The organism is Enterobacter asburiae, from assembly GCF_024599655.1.
GTDB lineage: Bacteria > Pseudomonadota > Gammaproteobacteria > Enterobacterales > Enterobacteriaceae > Enterobacter > Enterobacter asburiae_D.
Window position 1 is genome coordinate 1,983,083 of record NZ_CP102247.1, and the last position, 19,104, is coordinate 2,002,186.

Genomic DNA, 19,104 nt, shown 5'->3' on the forward strand with positions numbered 1-19,104 from the left:
ACATGCCACCGAAAGCCCGACGTACTCCTTATGCGATCACCACGCATGGCGATACGCGTATAGACAACTATTACTGGCTGCGGGACGATTCGCGCTCCCGGCCAGAGGTACTCGACTACCTGCACGAGGAAAACGACTATGGTCGCAAGGTCATGTCCAGCCAGCAGACGCTTCAGGACCAGTTGCTGAATGAAATGGTGCAGCGTATTCCTCAGCACGATATCTCCGCGCCCTGGACCAAAAACGGCTATCGCTATCGCCACATCTACGAGCCCGGCAATGAGTATCCCATCTACCAGCGTCAGTCGGTGTTAAGCGCTGAATGGGATGAGTGGGATATTCTGCTGGATGCCAACCAGCGTGCCGCCCACAGCGAGTTTTATACCCTGGGCGGCATGTCCATTTCGCCTGACAACGCGGTAATGGCGCTGGCGGAGGATTATCTCTCCCGTCGCCAGTACGGCCTGCGGTTTCGCAATCTGGACACCGGCAACTGGTATCCGGAAATGCTGGAAAACGTCTCCCCGGATTTTGTCTGGGCGAATGATTCCGAGACGGTTTACTACGTCAAAAAGCACGCGTCGACGCTGCTGCCTTATCAGGTGTGGCGACATACGGTGGGAACGGACTCCGCTGACGACGAGCTGGTTTATGAAGAGAAAGACGAAACGTTTTATGTCAGCCTGCATAAAACCTCCTCGCGCCACTATGTGATTATCTTCCTTTCCAGCGCGACGACCTCGGAAGTTCTGCTGCTGGATGCCGAACTGCCCGATGCCCAGCCGCTCTGTTTCCTGCCGCGCCGCAAGGATCACGAGTACAGCCTGGATCACTTCCAGCACAGCTTTTATTTGCGCTCCAATCGCGAGGGCAAAAACTTTGGTCTCTATAAAACCAAAGTGCGCGATGAGCGCAAGTGGGAGGTGCTTATCCCCGCGCGGGATCAGGTGATGCTGGAAGGGTTCACCCTGTTTACCGACTGGCTGGTGGTGGAAGAGCGTCAGCGCGGGCTGACCAGTATCCGGCAAATCAACCGTAAGACCCGGGAAGTGGTGGGGATTGCGTTCGATGACCCGGCCTACGTGACGTGGATTGGTTTCAACCCTGAACCCGAATCGTCGCGGTTGCGCTACGGCTACTCATCCATGACCACGCCGGACACCCTGTTTGAGCTTAATATGGATACCGGGCAGCGCCAGGTGATTAAACAGACCGAGGTAAAAGGGTTTGAATCCGAAAACTACCGCAGCGAGCACCTGTGGGTCACCGCTCGTGATGGCGTAGAGGTGCCGGTCTCTCTCGTTTACCATCGGGCGCATTTCCAGAAAGGCAAAAACCCGATCCTGGTGTACGGCTACGGCTCGTATGGCTCAAGCATGGACGCCGATTTCAGCAGCAGCCGGTTAAGCCTGCTCGATCGCGGTTTTGTTTTCGCCATCGCCCATATTCGCGGCGGCGGTGAGCTGGGACAACACTGGTATGAAGACGGGAAATTCCTGAAAAAGAAAAACACCTTCAATGACTACCTCGACGTCTGCGATGCGCTGATAGAGCAGGGCTACGGGGATCCGCAGCTCTGCTTTGGGATGGGGGGCAGCGCGGGCGGCATGCTGATGGGGGCGGCGATCAACCAGCGTCCCGATCGCTTTAAGGGGATTGTCGCGCAGGTTCCGTTTGTCGATGTGGTCACGACCATGCTCGATGAATCCATCCCACTTACCACCGGGGAGTTTGAGGAGTGGGGGAATCCGCAGGATGAGATGTACTACCGATATATGAAAGAGTACAGCCCGTACGATAACGTGGAGACGAAAGCCTACCCGCATATGCTGGTCACCACCGGCTTGCATGATTCTCAGGTGCAATACTGGGAGCCGGCAAAATGGGTGGCAAAGCTGCGGGAGTTGAAAACCGATGACAACCTGCTGCTGCTGTGTACCGATATGGATTCCGGGCACGGGGGGAAATCGGGACGGTTTAAATCGTACGAAGGGGTTGCCCTGGAATATGCCTTCCTGATAGGCCTGGCGCAGGACACGCTGCCAGGCCGTGCGGAGCGCTAAGCGTCGCCCAGATAATGTTTCAGCGTTAAGCGCAGTTCCGGGCTCATTCTGTCGAGGTTGTTATACAGCCAGCGCAAATAGCCCGGGTCTTTATCCGCCACTTCGGACACCGGCTTTCCGCGATATTTCCCAAAGGTAAACGTGGTCAGTAGCGCGGGGCGTCCGGTGATGGTTGCCATGTCATCCGGCGTCCAGCCAGAGATATTCATAATATCAATCAGCAGCGCGGCGGTGATATAGCAGTCATACAGGGCGCGGTGATGGTGAAGCCCCTCAGGGGTACGGACGCTGAGCTTACGGGACTTGTACAGCGCCATGTTGCTGTATTTAATCCCCGGCCAGAGACGACGCGCCAGCTTCATGGTACAAATCCATTCACCCGGCATCTCAGGTAACACCCGGCGGTCAAAGCTGGCGTTATGCGCGACGTACCATGGGCTACCGTAGTAGTGCGGAATAATCTCTTCGATCCACGGCTTGTCTGCCACCATCGATTCGGTAATGCGATGGATAGCCATCGCCTGAGGGCTGATGGGGCGATCGGGACGCACCAGATGGCTCATTGGGTTGACGATTTTACCGTCAACCACGTCGACAGAGGCCACTTCCACAATTCCGCCCTGAAGATCGCAAGTTTCGGTATCGATGACGCGCAGCATTGAAAACTCCTGAGCTTAAAACGCCTAGCCTAAAGGAATGATATCGCCTTGCCAACCCCGTCTGCTGAGCGTACCGGTCACCAGAAGCTCGCCTTTATCCGCGCGCACGATCAGCTGGCCTTTTTCATCCCACAGCGCGCTGCCGCCGCAGGCGTTTGCCATCAGTACCGCAATGGCATATTTATGCGCGAAGCGCTGCAGGGTACCGATGGACTGCCGCCAGCGGTTATCCCTTACTGACTGGCAACTGGTGACAAGCGTGGCCCTGGGATCGAGATTGGGGGAATCGCCATGCGCATCAATGATGGTAAGGTGTTTATCCCCCGGCACCAGGCTGGCACCGTGACCTTGCGGGTAGCAAAGGATGCGGTGGCGAGCGGGCGTAAACAGCGCGAGGCCTTTCTGGCGCTGACCATTCCGCTCCAGGGGAATTCCGGCAATAACGGTAATTTGGTAAAAATGTGCTGCGTTAAGCAGCGGTTCCAGCTGCGCGTCATCGGGCGGGGGAGGTAGCGTCGGCGCGCCTGAGCCCGTTAATGAGAGTTCAGGGAAGACCAGCAAATCACACCGCTGCCGTGCTGCTTCGGAGATGAAGCGCAGGTGGTGCGTAACATGGTCATCCACGCTCTGGTGCTGACCGCCATACTGGGCTGCCGCTATATTCCAATGTGACATCGTGACTTCCTTATACACTGAGTCGCAGAGATTTAAGAATACACCTAAATTTATCAGGGTTTTCTTATCCTGCCAGATTCCGCGTAAGGAAGTGTAACGACTCGTTAAGCTTATTTAACTTTTGGCTCGTACGGTAAACGGGAGAGGTTAACCGAGGCGAGACGGTGGGCGATTAATCTTTCGCGAAACCAGTCGCGCAGATGGGCGGGTTGTTCCCGTTCCACGACTTCAGCCACGATGGGCATGTTGTAACGCTCTTTAAACGCGACGCCAGCGGCAGCGAGATCGACATTCACTTTATCCATCTCGTCCTGCGGAAGGGCGGCTAGATTGATCTTCATTACCTTCTCCTTTTTATGCGGCGGCAACGTTACCGCGATTGCACGAAGATGACAAGCGGAGGCAGGATGATCCTCGACTCGTTTATTATACAGCGTTATTCTTTAGCTTACAGACATAACAAAAAGGAATGATTGCGATGGGTTTCTCCGCCTCCCGCGCGGTATGCGCACTGGTTTTTGTGGCCTTGACAATGATGACGCCCTCCGTGCTGGCACATGCACATCTTACACAGCAGGTCCCGGCAGCAGACAGCGTAGTGACCGCACCGCAGGCACTTACGCTGAATTTTTCGGAAGGTATCGAACCTGGGTTTAGCGGTGTGGTAGTAACGGATGCGCAAAAGCAGGTCATCAAAACCGGAACCGCCGCGCGAGACGAAAAGAACAAGGCTCAGCTCACCGTTCCGCTGGAACAAACGCTGGCGTCAGGGACTTACCAGGTGGACTGGCACGTGGTCTCCGTAGACGGCCATAAAACCAAAGGCAGCTATCACTTTAGCGTGAAGTAGCATGCTGGCGCTGTGTTATATCGGGATACGCTTTATCCATTTTGGGGCGCTGATGCTGGTTTTTGGCAATGCGCTTTACAGCGTCTGGTTTGCGCCTTCTTCTCTCCACCGTCTGATGTCCCGGCGATTCCAGTCGCAGCAGAAAGTGGCTGCCTTAGTGGGCCTGGCGGCAGCATTCCTGATGTATATGCTGCAGGGTGGATTGATGGGTAACGGCTGGGGGGATGTGTTTGCTCCGCAGGTCTGGTTCAGCGTGATGGGGACCCGGTTTGGTGGCGTCTGGCTGTGGCAAATGATCCTCGCGGCGATAACGGTCGGTGCGGCATGGCTTGCGCCGCTGAAAGGTTCGCGGCTGCTGCTGCTTGCAATGGGCCAGCTTATCCTGCTGGCTGGGGTTGGGCATGCGGCGATGAACGACGGTCCTATGGGGGCGTTGCAGCGTCTTAATTATGCTTTTCACCTGATCTGTGCCGCAACCTGGCTTGGCGGATTACTGCCTCTGCTGTTCTGCATGCGGCTGGCGAAAGGGCGGTGGCAGAATGCCGCCATCTTTACCATGATGCGATTCTCGCGCGTGGGGCATTACGCCGTCGCGGGCGTGCTGCTCACCGGCGTGATAAATACGCTCATGATACTGGGCGTCCATATTCCCTGGCAGGCTGGCTACGTGCGGTTTTTGTTGTTCAAATGTGCGCTGGTGGCGTTGATGGTGGTAATTGCGCTGGCAAATCGGTATTTTCTGGTGCCACGGTTTCGTCCGGAGACCGGGCGAGCACAACAGATTTTTATCAGGATGACACAGGCAGAAGTGGTGCTGGGAGCGCTGGTACTGGCAACGGTCAGTCTGTTCGCCACCTGGGAACCCTTCTGACAAGGTTAAATATCATATGAAAAAGACAGTACTTTCTCTCATATTGCTGGCCTGCACGGGGAGCGCGATTGCCGCGCCGCAGGTTATCACCGTTAGCCGTTTTGAAGTGGGTAAGGACAAATGGGCGTTCAATCGCGAAGAGGTGATGCTGACCTGCCGTCCGGGCCATGCGCTGTATGCGATCAACCCGAGCACGCTGGTGCAATACCCGTTAAATGATACCGCAGAGCAGCAGGTAGCCAGCGGTAAGAGCAGCGGCCAGCCGATTAGCATTATTCAGATCGATGACCCGGCGCATCCGGGACAAAAAATGAGCCTGGCACCGTTTATCGAGCGCGCCGACAAGCTCTGCTAACGCTCAGGTTTCCAATAAAAAACCGCAGATGCTGGCGAAAGCACTGCGGTTTTTCACATTTTATGATGCTCTGGCGCTTTTTTTCCGACCGCTTTAGCTGTGGACTGGAAAACCTGGCGTCGTCATCTATTCTTAAAAGGCAAGGCGACTTAGCCTGCATTAATGCCAACTTTTAGCGCACGGCTCTCTCCCAAGAGCCATTTCCCTGGACCGAATACAGGAATCGTATTCGGTCTCTTTTTATCTGTATGTTTTTCAAACCATTGTTCGGTGTTGACTCGAAATCACCCGAAACTTTCTCGAACATTCCATATCCTGTCTAAACCATAACATACTCAGGACCGCGTGCGTCCAGGGTTTTTTGGGATCTTTGTTAAAATTTTGTGTCCGAGCGATCGCTGAGCAAAAGTCTTCTGGCCAGCAAAAGGGCAGCCCGTAAGTTAAATAATGAACGCGCTGAATTTGTCTTTGTTGCGGACAATGTACTCCGGAAAGTTTTCAACCGTCAGCGCTTGCCTGGTTAACGTCCTGTCGCGTCCCCAGATATCTTCCGCATTTTTAATGACCTTCATGATGTGTTCCGGGTTGTTAAACTCAGGAAGATCGTATTCAGTATGGGAAATGGTAGACATTTTTTCTGAGATGCGCTCAGGTGTCATCACCCATGAGAAATGCCAGCCACCATTTTCAATGATGCTGTTGTTAACCTTGAACCAGTTCCATTTTAGCCAGGACCAGCTTTTGACGCTTCGGGTGCGTTTAAGATTCCTGAATGATTCAGGTTCACCGCCAAAGAAATTAACGAGATTTTTATATTGGGTGGCTCTCGGTAATTTACATTTTCTTGGCGTGTTGTCAGTATTAAAAACCTGCAGGTTAAACTGATAATTATAGAAATTCTGATAAATAGTAGTGCACAGCTTTTTGGGATTTATCGATGCGACCACCCGAGGGGAAAATATCTCATCCACGTCGGAAACTAAAATCAAATCATCATCGTTGGCCTGCGTCAAACCCTGCATGATCGCATTCCTCTGCGCGGCTTCATTTGCCCACGCATCCACTACCATGCCGTCTGGCAGACCCGGAATGACCTCCCGAGCCGGATGTGATTCTTCAGCGGCTTTCGTAATCGGTTCTTTATCATGAACAATGTAGATAATTTTATCTTTAAATTGACTGTATTTATTTATGTCAAAATGCAGCTGCCTCTTTTTACCGGTAAAGGTATGCGTTGACTCAACGATAACGAAGCGATCGACAACGTCCGCTAGCGTGTTTAGCCTGATTTCGAGAAGCATATCTTCATCGTAATATAAGAAGCAGTCATAGATCATTACCGAAGTCCCTCATTTTTGCGCCCGCATTGCGCTTTTCCCAACGCATTCGTCAGTTTCATTTCGCGCAATGCTAACTGAGCGCCCTCGCCCTGTGCAATAGTGGGCTGCTTTATCATTCCTCTTTTAAACAGAATGCATCCACTACGCAGTGAGCGAAAACGCCAGCCGGGCTTAAAAGTGGGACTTAACGGATGCCTCTATTTCATCGAGCAGCTCAAAGCGACGGCGGTATTCGGCACGTTTTTTACTGGCAATCTCTTCCAGGGATTTACGCTCCATTTGCAGCGGCAGCTGCCAGCAGAAGGCCGAAAGCTTTTTACCGTCCAGAGATCCCCAAAACTCATCGTAGCTTGCATGGAAATGGCGGCCTTTGCTCAGGCGATATCGCAACGCGCGGAAAACGTGTCCCTCGTCGCTGACGGCAAAAATCGCCCGGACAGAGGAGTGCGCAGCCAGCTGGAAGAGGACTTCCATCAACACCCGTTTAGGGAACAGGCCGTGGCAGGCGCGGGTGGCCTGTTTAATGACGTCTCGCGATACGCAGCGACGAGGTCCCTGAAGCCCGCCGATGACCATCACTTGCTGACCATTGCTGCGCGCGACGCTGAAGGTCAGGCTGGCCAGCAGCGTATCCTCGTTGTCGCGTAGCCACAAGGTGCTTTCGCCCTCGCGCTCGGCTTTCCCCGCAGAGGATGCATTGACCGTATAGGTTACACCGTCTTTAGCGTGGAACCGTACGACGGTTTGCTCCTGTGGGCTGGTCAGGGCCTGAGCGAGACTGCTCTCTTTCAGGCTATCAACCCAGTAGTAATGGTTAACGATAGCGTCGGCGCGATCGTTAGGCGTCAGGCCGCGCATCAGATACTGCCGGTGGGTCTTGCTGGGCAACGTAATCTGTGAGGCCAACAGCCTGTCGAAATCGTCGCGCCCGGAAAGGGCTTCCAGCATGCGATGGGTAGAAGACCAGAACAGGAGCGAGCGTAAAAGGAACTTCAGGCGATATTCGCGTTTCCGCCAGATTGGCCCCGGCACGCGTTTGCCGTTCACCAGCTCGGAAATAATATTTGTGCGATGCGGATAAAAAACATCGTTATGCAGGTGCGTATTAGACACGTGAAGACCCCTCTTTTTTTTTCTACCCTTATTCTAAAGAGCCAATAAAAAGGGATTAATAGCGCGAGGATCTTTATTTCCGTTTGGTTTACCGTTTGTTTCACTTCGTGCGGACCGCGCCTGTCTGTTGCCTTTTCTGCGGTGGCTATACTGTTAAAAGGAGGTCCTATGTATCAGCGAATTGAAGGTGGGATGTGGCGTCACGTCTGGGTTGTCAGCGATATACACGGTTGTTACCAGTGGCTTATGGAGGAGCTTAAACGTCGTCACTTTAACCCGTATGAGGATTTGCTTATTTCTGTCGGGGATATGATCGATCGTGGCCCTGATAGCGTGAAATGCCTGCAGTTAATTCATGAAAAATGGTTTCGCGCCGTGCGGGGCAACCATGAGCAAATGGCTCTCGACAGTCTGGATAATAACGATTTTTCGCTCTGGACGATGAATGGCGGAATATGGTTTTCGCAGCTTGAACGTGACCAGCAACAGCTTACGCTGTCGTTACTCGAGGCCTGTCGGGAATTACCGCATATCATCGAGATAACCTGTGCGAACGGTCTGAATGTAATTGCCCATGCTGATTATCCGGCTGCGGAATACCAATGGCAAAAACCGGTTAGCGCCCAGCGCGTCTTATGGAACCGCGACAGACTGATGGGATTTATGGTGGGCAAAGGGCAGGGCATCAGCGGCGCGGATCATTTTTGGTTTGGCCATACGCCCCTCGACAGAAGGTATGATTTTAATAATCTCCACTACATTGATACGGGGGCTGTTTTTGACGGTTACTTTACGCTGGCGAAGCTGCAGTAATAAATAACCCGCCTTCGGGCGGGTTCTCTTTAGGTCAGGCAAGACGCATGACCCAGGCATCGGTTTTGCTATCGTAATGCTCACGGTAAAGGACAGAATGTTCGCCATCAAGTATTGCCGGGACGCTGGTGTCTGCATCCCATGCATCGAGCTGCATGCACAAATCCGGGTCGGATTTGCAGGGAATACTTAACGTTCGATCGCCTTGTGCTTCGCCGCGCAGCTCTGCGTCGTCGATTTCAAAAGCGCCAATACGCACGCTGGTTTTCGTCATAGTGCTCTCCGGGTCGGTTGTCAAAATCTGGTATGACCAGTGCGGTCACCCATTTTTGATCGTAGACAAGGAGAGCAAAATCGCCAGTAAAAAAATGCGCTTTTTTTAGTCCGTGCGATCGTTACCGGTAAACAAACGGCCGTCCCGAACCAGCTCGCGCGGATAGCTGTTTTTCAGCCTTGAGCCAACCTTTTTTGCCAGGCCCAGCGGGTATCCCTGATACGTCACTATCACTTCATCACCTGATGGCGCGCTGTCCGGATAGACATCGCGACCACGGTACCACTCTTCGGCTTCCTGATGCGTCAGGGCAAAGGTATTCTCGCGTCCGGCAAGGGCGATAACGGCCTCATGCTGCCAGCGATACCCTTTGTTATGCACTTCCGCCAGGCGGATCCCGATTCGCGAAAAACGGACCTTTCCGATGAGCGGTTCGATCTCAGCCGGGAACAGCCATATCTCTTTATCACGCACCCAGAGATGCAGGCTCTCATCCCAGACCAGCCCAACCTTTTTGGCTGCAGCTTCAAGCTGCGCTGCATCGCGACCTTTAAGGGGGGCAAACGGGAAGTTGCCGACCTTGAATTTAGGTGCGGGTAGGGGAGCAACCGCCTGCGTTTTACGCAGACGCGCCACAAAGAACCCTTCGCAGTCGTAAATCTGCGGGAACACGTGAAGGAAACCCTCGGGGGTTACCGCCTCTTGTGCCGAGGCAAACAGATCGTTAAGCGGCAGAAACTCGGCTGCTTCCGGATACTGCGCTTTCAGCCACAGACAGACGTCTTCGTTTTCATCGCGGTTTAGGGTACACGTTGAATAGACCAGCGTGCCGCCAGGGCGCAACGCGTGAAAGGCGCTCTCGATCAGCTCTCGCTGCGTGGCGGCGATCTCAAGGTTGCTTTCCACGGACCAGTTCTTTAATGCATCGGGATCTTTACGCACCACCCCTTCGCCGGAGCAGGGGGCGTCCAGCAGAATGGCATCGAAGGCTTCCGGTAAGGCGGCGCCAAACACGCGTCCGTCGAAGTGCGTCAGGGCAACATTATGAATACCGCAGCGGCTGATGTTGGCATGCAGCACCTTCACGCGGCTGGCGGAAAACTCGTTGGCGAGGATCGCCCCGTGATTACCCATCCGGGCGGCAATTTGCGTGGTTTTTGAGCCGGGCGCCGCCGCAACATCCATCACGCGCTCAGGCGCGTTGCCATCGGCAAACAGGGCAGCAACCGGCAGCATCGAGCTGGCTTCCTGAATATAGAACAGACCGCTCAGATGTTCAGCGGTACTGCCCAGCGGCAGTGAAGCTTCATCATCGCGTTCTATCCAGAACCCCTCGGCGCACCACGGTACCGGCGTAAGCTGCCAGCCGTACGGCGAGACCAGCGCCAGAAAATCATCGACGCTGATTTTCAGCGTGTTGACGCGAATGCTTCGGCGTAACGGACGCTGGCAGGCGGCGATAAAATCGTCTAACGACAGGTGAGAAGGAAGCGCCTCGCGCATCTGCGCCAGGAATTGTTCAGGAAGAAATACGGAGTTTTGAGCCACGGGCACACCACAGGGAAAAGTTCAGGCGCGCAGTGTAACATAAAGGCTCCGGTGCGTTGACACCGGAGCCTGTCGGATTAACGCGGCAGGGCGGTTCCCCATTCACGCCACTCTTTCGGTTCGCTTTCGAGCAGCAGGAAGTGTTTACCCGGCTGCGCTTTTGGCGCCAGCGGCGTTCCTGGCGGCGTGGCAAACGCGATACCGCCGCGAATGAACTGGTTGAAGGTGCCGGTTTTCACCACACCTCCCGTCAGGCCAAAGTCCAGCGAATAGCCGGATGCCAGCCAGAATACCGAGTTATTACGTACCAGGTGCTGATAGCGTTCGCTGATACGCAACGCCACCATCACGCGGTCGGAGAGCGTACCGAGCGTCAGGCCCGTGACCGTACCCACTTCAATACCGCGGAACAGTACCGGGGTGCCGATGCTCAGCGAGCCCGCTTCCGGCACTTCCACCACGATGCTCAGGCCGCCAAGGTAGCGCGAGTCGGTGATCGTGGCTTCCTGCAGCTCAAAATCACGACGGGCATTGCCCTGGCCTGGCTCAACGTTGATGTACGGCTGCAGGATGGTGTCGAGATGCTCAACGCCCGCGGCCGAGATCTGCGGCGTGACCACCGAGAAGCGCGAACCCATCCGGGCAAAGGTCTGCACATATTCCGGGTAAAGCACGGCGGTAGCCTGCACCTCGTTACGCGAGGTAATAAGCGTCAGCTTCTGGATCTGCCCGATATCAATACCCAGATAGCGGATTGGCATGCCTTCCGCCAGCTTACCGGCATCAAACGCGTGCAGGGTAATCTGTCCACCCACGGCACGTGCGGCGGTTTCGGACGGGAAGAGAATACGCTTATCACCTTTACGCAGATTCGCGCCCGCGCCGCTGAGGTTATCGAAGCTAATCGCCCCGCGCAGCGCGCGTGAGAGCGGGGAGGCCTGCACGGTCAGCCCGTTACCGTTAAGCTGAACTTTCGCGCCGCCTTCGGCCCAGAAGACGCTGTTTGGCGTCAGCAGCTTGCGATACTCCGGCTTGATATGCAGTTCGATATCGAACGCGTCCGCACGCGGGCGAACGGTGATCACTTCCCCGACTTCAAACTTGCGATACAGCACCACAGATCCCGCCTGTACGTCCGGCAGCGTCTCGGCGCTTAGCGTCAGCGTGGTGGTAGGAAGATCGCTCAGGCTGTTTTCAACCGCTTTCTCCAGGTTGGCATACAGCGGATAGCTGTCGCGCACGGGGCCTTTATCGCCGGGCAGAATGCGGATACCGCCGTTAACCCATTCGCTGGCGCTGGCACCGAGGAACTCCACGCCGTCCAGACCCACCTTCACGTCGACGCGACTGTTCACCACGAATTTGCTGTCACCGTGCACCAGGTCGCTGTACTGCGGATCGATGGCGACCGAGAACGTCACGCCATCCGCCGAGAGCTTACGCTCCAGCACCTGACCGACCTGCACGCCGTGTAAAATTAACGGCTGTCCGGCTTCGATACCGTAACTTTCTGGCGCATTCAGCGTGACCGTCACCACGCCCGGCTTTTGCAGCAGGGCTTTATCTGCCGGGGCAATCACGAAGCTATTGCTGGGCTCACCTTCGCCGGGGATGAGCTCAAACGTATTTCCGGTCAACAGCGTGCTGAGGCTGGCATCGTTCAGAGAGAGCTTCGGACTGCGCATTTCGATGCGCGTTTTCTCGCGCAGGAGATCGACCACGCTCGGGTCGACAGTCATTTCGCCGGTGACCGAACCGCCCGGGTTGAGCGTCATTTTGGTGAGCTGACCAACCTGCAATCCCTGATACATCAGCGGCGTTGAACCCGCTTTTAGCCCTTTAGCATCGGGCAGGGCGAGTTTGACGATCACGCCGCGCTGGCTGTGCGCCAGGTCAGCATACAATCCAAATGAATCATCAGCGGTGGCAGGGCTTGAGTTTTCCGGGGAGTCAAAGGCAATGGCGCCATTCACCAGCGCGGCCAGACTCTCCAGCTTCACTTTCGCACCGCTCAGGCTGAGGTCAGCATCCACGCCGGAGACGTTCCAGAAGCGGCTGCCTTTTTTCACCAGATTGGTGAAACGGCGCTCGATCAGCACGTCGATGGTGACGCCCTGTTTATTCGGGTTGATCGCGTAATCGTATACGCGGCCAACCGGGATTTTGCGGAAATAGACCAGCGAACCGCTGTTCAGAGAACCGAGATCCGGGGCCTGCAGATGGATCATTAAATCGCCGTTATTGAGGCGGTACTTGGGCTGTGTATCCAGGGCAACAAAGTGATCCTGCGGCTCGCCTTTGCCCGGCATCATGCCGATATAGTTACCGCCCACGAGCGCATCCAGCCCGGACACGCCGGCCAGAGAGGCTTTCGGCGTCACCAGCCAGAACTGCGTTTCGCTGCGCAGGGCATCCTGCATGTCAGATTTAATACTGACCCGCACCTGAATCTTGTTCAGCCCTTTTCCAAGGGAGATGTCCTGAACCGTACCCACTTCAACGCCCTGGAAGCGAACGGGCGTTCGCCCGGCGACGATGCCGTCGGCGGTCTGGAAATCAATGGTGACGGTACTCCCGCGATCTTCATAGCTCGTCCAGATAAGCCAGCCTGCAATCATCAGGGCGATGACGGGCAGCAACCAGAATGGCGAAATGCGGCGTTTTGTTTTAATTCTCGCTTCAGTCGGCGAAGCGGGGGTTTCCTGACTCATGTGCATCCCAAAGTAAGCGGCTATCCAGCCATTCCACAGCAAGAATAGTCAATATCACCGCAGAGCCGAAATAAAAAGCCGCGGGTCCCATTGTAAAAGCAAGTAGCTGGTCGCGATTGATGAGCGACATCATCAGCGAAATCACGAACAGATCTAACATTGACCAGCGGCCAATCCAGGTGACGAACCGCAGCAGCAGAATGCGGGTTCGTAAGCCTTGTTCACACTTAAAGTGAATGCTGATGAGCAGGGTAAACATCACCACCACTTTGGTAAAGGGAACCAGGATACTGGCAATAAAGACGATCGCCGCAACCCCGACGTTGCTGTGCGCAAGGGAGATAATCCCGGAGAGTATAGTATCCTCCTGACGCCCGCCATTCACGTAAATGATGGAAATCGGCAGCATATTGGCTGGGATCAGAAACACCAGGGAGGCGATCAGCGCGGCCCAGCATTTTTGCAGGCTGTTGTTGCGCCGCAGTCTCAACGGAATGTGGCACCGCGGGCAGCGTCCTCGCGCGTCGGGCAAGCCGGTATAGTGGCATCCCAGACAGACGCGCAGATTGTCATCGGGACGCGTGGCGGGGCGCTGAGGGTAAAACCGTTCCCAGAGCTGCTCAACGTTCAGGTGGATCAGCGTCAGGATGCTCAGCAATACCAGGCAGATGAAAGCAAAGAGCCCGATGCCGGGCTGCAAAAAGGCGTAGTCCTGTACCTTTATTGACGCAACGCCCACGCCCACAAGATAAATATCCAGCATCACCCACTCTTTGAGCTTGTCCAGCATCAACAGCACCGGGCGAAGGTTCATGCCGAGAATATTGCCAAACCAAAGATAGGCAATGGCGGCGACCAGCACCAGCGGTGCGCCAACGGTGCAGAACAGCACCATGGCAGCGGTAATGGGATCGCCCTGACGGGTCATCTGCCAGATACCCTGCAGCACGTTGGCGTCAATGCGTACCCCAAGCAGGTAGAGTTTCAGCAGCGGTTCGCTCCAGGCGAAGGGCATCAGCAGCAGCATGGTGACGGCCATGGCGGCGAGTCGGGTTAGCGACCAGTCGCGACCATCACGAATTTTGGCGTCGCATCGGGGACAAAAGGCACTTTGGTGCGATTTCATCTTCGGCAACATAAAAAGCGTATCGCACTGGGGGCAACGCTGATAATGTGCACGTGGCAAAGCTTCGCTTACCGTATGGACAGTTATCTTTCTTGTCGGCGTAATTTTGGTTGTTTTTAAGGCCATCAGCTGCGCACAAATAAGTATTGTTGAAAGTTATAATAACTCATGAACGGATTCATCTTGAGCATGAGCGCATTTAATGCTTATTTTAATAGGCTATGCGGTAAATTTGTAAGACAACTAAGTGATTGAATAATGAACAAAACAGAATTCTACGCGGATCTGAACCGCGATTTTAAGGCATTGATGGCGGGTGAGACCAGCTTCTTAGCCACTCTGGCAAATACTAGCGCATTGCTGTTTGAACGTCTCTCTGACGTGAACTGGGCCGGCTTTTACCTCCTGGAAGGTGAAACGCTGGTGCTTGGCCCGTTCCAGGGCAAACTGGCCTGCGTGCGTATACCGGTAGGGCGCGGCGTATGCGGCACGGCGGTGGCCGAGAATCAGGTCCAGCGTGTGGAAGACGTTCATGCGTTTGACGGGCACATTGCCTGTGATGCCGCCAGTAACTCTGAAATCGTTCTGCCGCTGGTGGTCAAAAATCAGATTATTGGCGTTCTGGATATCGACAGCACGGTCTTCAGTCGCTTTACAACCGAGGACGAACAGGGGCTGCGCGAGCTGGTGGCTAATCTGGAAAACGTACTCGCTGCAACCGATTATCAAAAATTCTTTGCGAGCGTCGCAGGATAATCAACGGATAACGTAGCATTTACTGATAGCGTCATTATAATGACGCCTGTTCATGCCTGCGCTTGTTGGCAACGTCCGTTGTAATCAGGAAATTTCATGGAAAATCAACCTAAGTTGAATAGCAGTAAAGAAGTTATCGCATTTCTGGCCGAGCGTTTCCCGCAGTGCTTCAGCGCGGAAGGTGAAGCTCGTCCCCTGAAAGTCGGTATTTTTCAGGATCTGGTGGCGCGTGTTGAAGGGGAAATGAACCTCAGCAAAACTCAGCTGCGTTCCGCCTTACGTCTTTATACTTCGAGCTGGCGTTACCTGTACGGTATCAAAGCTGGCGCGACCCGCGTGGATCTCGACGGCAACCCGTGTGGTGAGCTGGACGAGCAGCACGTTGAGCACGCGCGCAAGCAGCTTGAAGAAGCCAAAGCACGCGTTCAGGCACAACGTGCAGAACAGCAGGCGAAAAAACGCGAAGCCGCAGCGGCAAACGGCCAGGAAGAAGCGCCTCGTCGTGAGCGTAAACCACGCCCTGCGCCGCGCCGTCACGATAATAACGATCGCAAACCGCGTGCAGACAAACCAGCAGCAAAAGCCCCGCGTGCCCCTCGCGAAGAGCCGCGCCATACGCCGGTTTCTGACATTAACGCTCTGAGCGTAGGTCAGGCGCTGAAGGTAAAAGCGGGTAACAATGCTATGGACGCCACCGTAATGGAAATCACCAAAGATGGCGTTCGTGTACAGCTGACTTCTGGTATGTCAATGATTGTACGCGCAGAACACTTGTTGTTCTGAAACGGAGGCCAAGCCTGGCATGAACACTTTTTTTAAGCTCACCGCGCTGGCGGGCCTGTTTGCTATAACAGGTCACGCTTTTGCAGTGGACGATATCACGCGTGTTGATCAAATTCCGGTACTCAAGGAAGAGACGCAGCACGCGACGGTGAGCGAGCGCGTGACCTCACGTTTTACCCGCTCGCACTATCGTCAGTTCGATCTCGATCAGGCCTTTTCGGCCAAAATCTTTGACCGCTATCTGAACTTGCTGGATTACAGCCATAACGTTTTGCTCGCCAGCGATGTCGAGCAGTTCGCTAAGCGCAAATCCGAGGTGGGTAACGAGTTGCGTTCAGGCAAGCTGGATCTGTTCTACGATCTCTACAACCTGTCGCAAAAGCGCCGTTTCGAACGCTATCAGTACGCGCTGAAAGTGCTGGAACGTCCGATGGACTTCACCGGCACTGACACCTTTAATCTGGATCGCAGTAAAGCACCCTGGCCGAAAGATGAAGCCGAGTTGAATGCACTGTGGGACGGTAAAGTTAAATACGACGAACTGAGTCTGAAGCTGACCGGCAAAGACGAAAAAGAGATCCGTGACACGCTGACGCGTCGTTACAAATTCGCCATTCGTCGTCTGGCCCAGACCAACAGTGAGGATGTCTTCTCGCTGGCCATGACCGCCTTTGCTCACGAAATCGATCCGCACACCAACTATCTCTCTCCGCGCAACACCGAACAGTTCAATACCGAGATGAGCCTGTCTCTGGAAGGTATCGGTGCGGTGCTGCAGATGGACGATGATTACACAGTGATCAATTCGATGGTCGCGGGTGGCCCGGCATCCAAAAGCAAAGCGATTAGCGTAGGCGATCGCATTGTGGGTGTAGGGCAAACCGGCCAGAACATGGTCGACGTGATCGGCTGGCGCCTTGATGACGTGGTTGCGCTGATCAAAGGTCCGAAAGGCAGCAAGGTTCGTCTGGAAGTTCTCCCGGCAGGAAAAGGCACCAAAACCCGTATCGTTACTCTGACCCGCGAGCGTATCCGTCTTGAAGACCGCGCGGTGAAAATGTCGGTGAAAACCGTGGGTAAAGAGAAGGTCGGTGTTCTGGATATTCCTGGCTTCTACGTAGGGCTGACTGACGATGTGAAAGTTCAGCTGCAGAAGCTTGAAAAGCAGAACGTCAGCAGCATTATCATCGACCTGCGCAGTAACGGCGGCGGTGCGCTGACTGAAGCGGTTTCACTCTCGGGTCTGTTCATTCCATCGGGTCCTGTGGTTCAGGTGCGCGATAACAACGGTAAAGTGCGTGAAGATGCCGACAACGACGGTGTGGTCTACTACAAAGGCCCGCTGGTGGTCCTCGTTGACCGCTTCAGTGCCTCCGCGTCTGAGATCTTTGCCGCTGCAATGCAGGACTATGGCCGCGCGCTGATCGTCGGTGAGCCAACCTTCGGGAAAGGCACCGTTCAGCAGTATCGCTCTCTGAATCGTATTTACGATCAAATGCTGCGTCCGGAATGGCCTGCACTGGGCTCGGTTCAGTACACCATTCAGAAATTCTACCGCGTGAACGGCGGCAGTACGCAGCGTAAGGGCGTAACGCCGGACATTATGATGCCGACAGGCACGGAAGAGACGGAAACCGGCGAGAAGTTTGAAGATAACGCGTTGCCGTGGGACAGCATCAATGCTGCGACCTACGTGAAAGCGGGTGATATGACGCAATTTGGCCCTGAACTGCTGAAAGCGCATAACGACCGCATCGCGAAAGATCCGGAGTTCCAGTACATCATGAAGGACATTGCACGGTTCAATGCCCTGAAAGATAAGCGGAATATCGTTTCTCTGAACTACGCACAGCGTGAGAAAGAGAACAACGAAGACGATGCAACCCGCCTGGCGCGTATCAACGATCGCTTCAAGCGTGAAGGTAAGCCTCTGCTCAAAAAACTGGACGATCTGCCAAAAGATTACCATGAGCCGGATCCGTATCTGGACGAGACGGTGCATATCGCTCTCGACCTGGCGAATCAGGAAAAAGAGAAACCTGCCGTACAGCCCGCTCCGGCAAAATAATCTCCCAACAGGCACAAGAAATTGTGCCTGTTTCTTTTTGTTCTTCATCCTTCCGTCAGCCAGATTTCCAATTGTGTAAAGTTGTGTCTTTCTGGTGACTTACGCCCGCCGGATGCTTGAAAATAGCCGCAATACCCATACGATGTGGGTTATCGCATAGTGCGTTTTGTTAAACTGAGGTAAAAAGAAAATTATGATGCGAATCGCGCTCTTCCTGCTCACCAACCTGGCGGTCATGGTGGTTTTCGGGCTCGTGCTAAGCCTGACAGGAATTCAGTCGAGCAGCGTTCAGGGTCTGTTGATTATGGCGCTGCTGTTTGGTTTTGGTGGCTCGTTCATCTCCCTGCTGATGTCGAAGTGGATGGCACTGAAGTCGGTGGGCGGTGAGGTTATTGAACAGCCTCGTAACGATATGGAACAGTGGCTGATGAATACGGTGGCTCAGCAATCCCGTCAGGCCGGGATCGCCATGCCGCAGGTGGCGATTTATCATGCCCCGGACATCAACGCTTTCGCCACGGGCGCCCGTCGCGATGCGTCACTGGTTGCCGTCAGCACCGGATTGCTGCAGAACATGAGCCGTGACGAAGCCGAAGCGGTTATTGCCCACGAAATCAGCCATATCGCCAACGGTGACATGGTGACCATGACCCTGATTCAGGGCGTGGTGAACACCTTCGTGATCTTCATCTCCCGTATTCTGGCGCAGATTGCGGCAGGCTTTATGGGTGGCAACCGCGACGAAGGTGAAGAGAGCAACGGCAATCCGCTGATCTACTTCGCCGTTTCGATGGTTCTGGAACTGGTATTCGGTATTTTGGCCAGCATCATCACCATGTGGTTCTCCCGCCACCGTGAATTCCACGCGGATGCCGGCTCGGCGAAACTGGTTGGTCGTGAGAAGATGATTGCCGCGCTGCAGCGTCTGAAAACCAGCTACGAGCCGCAGGAAGCGAACAGCATGATGGCCTTCTGCATTAACGGTAAGTCCAAATCGCTGAGCGAGCTGTTTATGTCTCACCCGCCGCTGGATAAACGTATCGAAGCGCTGCGCAGTGGGGAATACCTGAAGTAACGCTAAGAACCCTAATAAGCCGGG

General features: G+C 54.6%; 18 protein-coding genes. 9 read left to right on the forward strand and 9 right to left on the reverse strand.

What is annotated here, in order from left to right:
- Positions 1-2: 2 nt before the first annotated feature.
- Positions 3-2,063 carry an oligopeptidase B gene (ptrB, locus tag NQ230_RS09360; RefSeq protein WP_257260884.1) on the forward strand — a complete coding sequence of 687 codons (2,061 nt, stop codon included), beginning with the start codon at positions 3-5 and terminating at the stop codon, positions 2,061-2,063.
- Here the strand turns inward: ptrB and exoX are convergent.
- From exoX to NQ230_RS09375, 3 genes are all read right to left on the reverse strand, one after another.
- Positions 2,060-2,722, reverse strand: a complete 663-nt coding sequence (gene exoX / locus NQ230_RS09365; protein WP_010432611.1) for an exodeoxyribonuclease X — start codon at positions 2,720-2,722, stop codon at positions 2,060-2,062. The genes ptrB and exoX overlap by 4 nt on opposite strands.
- Before the next feature lie 24 nt (positions 2,723-2,746).
- Positions 2,747-3,397 carry a carbon-nitrogen hydrolase family protein gene (locus NQ230_RS09370; RefSeq protein WP_121424177.1) on the reverse strand — a complete coding sequence of 217 codons (651 nt, stop codon included), beginning with the start codon at positions 3,395-3,397 and terminating at the stop codon, positions 2,747-2,749.
- 110 nt (positions 3,398-3,507) lie between these two features.
- Positions 3,508-3,738: a DNA polymerase III subunit theta gene (locus tag NQ230_RS09375; protein ID WP_013096102.1), complete on the reverse strand. Its 231-nt coding sequence runs from the start codon at positions 3,736-3,738 to the stop codon at positions 3,508-3,510.
- 137 nt (positions 3,739-3,875) lie between these two features.
- On the opposite strand from NQ230_RS09375, the gene yobA reads away from it, so the two are divergent.
- The 3 genes from yobA to NQ230_RS09390 are packed head-to-tail and all read left to right on the forward strand — an operon-like array spanning position 3,876 to position 5,473.
- The gene (yobA, locus tag NQ230_RS09380; protein WP_257260887.1) at positions 3,876-4,247 is read left to right on the forward strand and encodes a CopC domain-containing protein YobA; all 372 of its coding nucleotides are present in this window, start codon (positions 3,876-3,878) and stop codon (positions 4,245-4,247) included.
- A gap of 1 nt (position 4,248) precedes the next feature.
- Positions 4,249-5,118 (forward strand): copper homeostasis membrane protein CopD, encoded by an 870-nt coding sequence (gene copD, locus NQ230_RS09385; protein WP_257260889.1) that lies wholly within the window; start codon positions 4,249-4,251, stop codon positions 5,116-5,118.
- A 16-nt stretch (positions 5,119-5,134) separates the two neighbouring features.
- Positions 5,135-5,473, forward strand: a complete 339-nt coding sequence (locus NQ230_RS09390) for a YebY family protein (protein WP_159514425.1) — start codon at positions 5,135-5,137, stop codon at positions 5,471-5,473.
- A 440-nt stretch (positions 5,474-5,913) separates the two neighbouring features.
- Here the strand turns inward: NQ230_RS09390 and NQ230_RS09395 are convergent, their stop codons facing one another.
- Entirely contained in the window at positions 5,914-6,810 is an 897-nt protein-coding gene (locus tag NQ230_RS09395; RefSeq protein ID WP_257260891.1) for a glycosyltransferase family 17 protein, read from the reverse strand.
- 174 nt (positions 6,811-6,984) lie between these two features.
- Complete coding sequence (locus NQ230_RS09400) at positions 6,985-7,926, reverse strand: VirK/YbjX family protein (RefSeq protein ID WP_193941508.1); 942 nt, start codon at positions 7,924-7,926, stop codon at positions 6,985-6,987.
- Between the two features lie 168 nt (positions 7,927-8,094).
- Here NQ230_RS09400 and pphA point away from each other — a divergent pair, with 168 nt between their 5' ends.
- Positions 8,095-8,739: a protein-serine/threonine phosphatase gene (pphA, locus tag NQ230_RS09405; protein WP_257260892.1), complete on the forward strand. Its 645-nt coding sequence runs from the start codon at positions 8,095-8,097 to the stop codon at positions 8,737-8,739.
- Between the two features lie 34 nt (positions 8,740-8,773).
- Here pphA and NQ230_RS09410 read toward each other — a convergent pair whose 3' ends face one another.
- The 4 genes from NQ230_RS09410 to yebS form a co-directional block, all read right to left on the reverse strand.
- Positions 8,774-9,013 (reverse strand): YebV family protein, encoded by a 240-nt coding sequence (locus tag NQ230_RS09410; RefSeq protein WP_008500472.1) that lies wholly within the window; start codon positions 9,011-9,013, stop codon positions 8,774-8,776.
- 105 nt (positions 9,014-9,118) lie between these two features.
- On the reverse strand, positions 9,119-10,516 hold the full coding sequence (gene rsmF / locus NQ230_RS09415; RefSeq protein WP_371745453.1) for a 16S rRNA (cytosine(1407)-C(5))-methyltransferase RsmF: 1,398 nt from the start codon (positions 10,514-10,516) through the stop codon (positions 9,119-9,121).
- Between the two features lie 122 nt (positions 10,517-10,638).
- Positions 10,639-13,272, reverse strand: coding sequence for a PqiB family protein (locus tag NQ230_RS09420; protein WP_213822410.1), 2,634 nt, complete (start codon positions 13,270-13,272; stop codon positions 10,639-10,641).
- Positions 13,241-14,524 carry a membrane integrity lipid transport subunit YebS gene (gene yebS, locus NQ230_RS09425; RefSeq protein ID WP_121424161.1) on the reverse strand — a complete coding sequence of 428 codons (1,284 nt, stop codon included), beginning with the start codon at positions 14,522-14,524 and terminating at the stop codon, positions 13,241-13,243. The genes NQ230_RS09420 and yebS overlap by 32 nt, the downstream gene beginning before the upstream one ends.
- A gap of 132 nt (positions 14,525-14,656) precedes the next feature.
- Here yebS and msrC point away from each other — a divergent pair, with 132 nt between their 5' ends.
- The 4 genes from msrC to htpX all read left to right on the forward strand — a co-directional run bounded on the left by msrC (position 14,657) and on the right by htpX (position 19,080).
- The gene (gene msrC, locus NQ230_RS09430; protein ID WP_008500476.1) at positions 14,657-15,154 is read left to right on the forward strand and encodes a free L-methionine (R)-S-oxide reductase MsrC; all 498 of its coding nucleotides are present in this window, start codon (positions 14,657-14,659) and stop codon (positions 15,152-15,154) included.
- Positions 15,155-15,250: 96 nt separating this feature from the next.
- Complete coding sequence (gene proQ, locus NQ230_RS09435; RefSeq protein WP_219323062.1) at positions 15,251-15,937, forward strand: RNA chaperone ProQ; 687 nt, start codon at positions 15,251-15,253, stop codon at positions 15,935-15,937.
- A 19-nt stretch (positions 15,938-15,956) separates the two neighbouring features.
- Positions 15,957-18,005, forward strand: coding sequence for a carboxy terminal-processing peptidase (gene prc / locus NQ230_RS09440; RefSeq protein WP_257260898.1), 2,049 nt, complete (start codon positions 15,957-15,959; stop codon positions 18,003-18,005).
- A 193-nt stretch (positions 18,006-18,198) separates the two neighbouring features.
- Positions 18,199-19,080, forward strand: coding sequence for a protease HtpX (gene htpX / locus NQ230_RS09445; RefSeq protein WP_014884290.1), 882 nt, complete (start codon positions 18,199-18,201; stop codon positions 19,078-19,080).
- Positions 19,081-19,104: the final 24 nt, after the last annotated feature.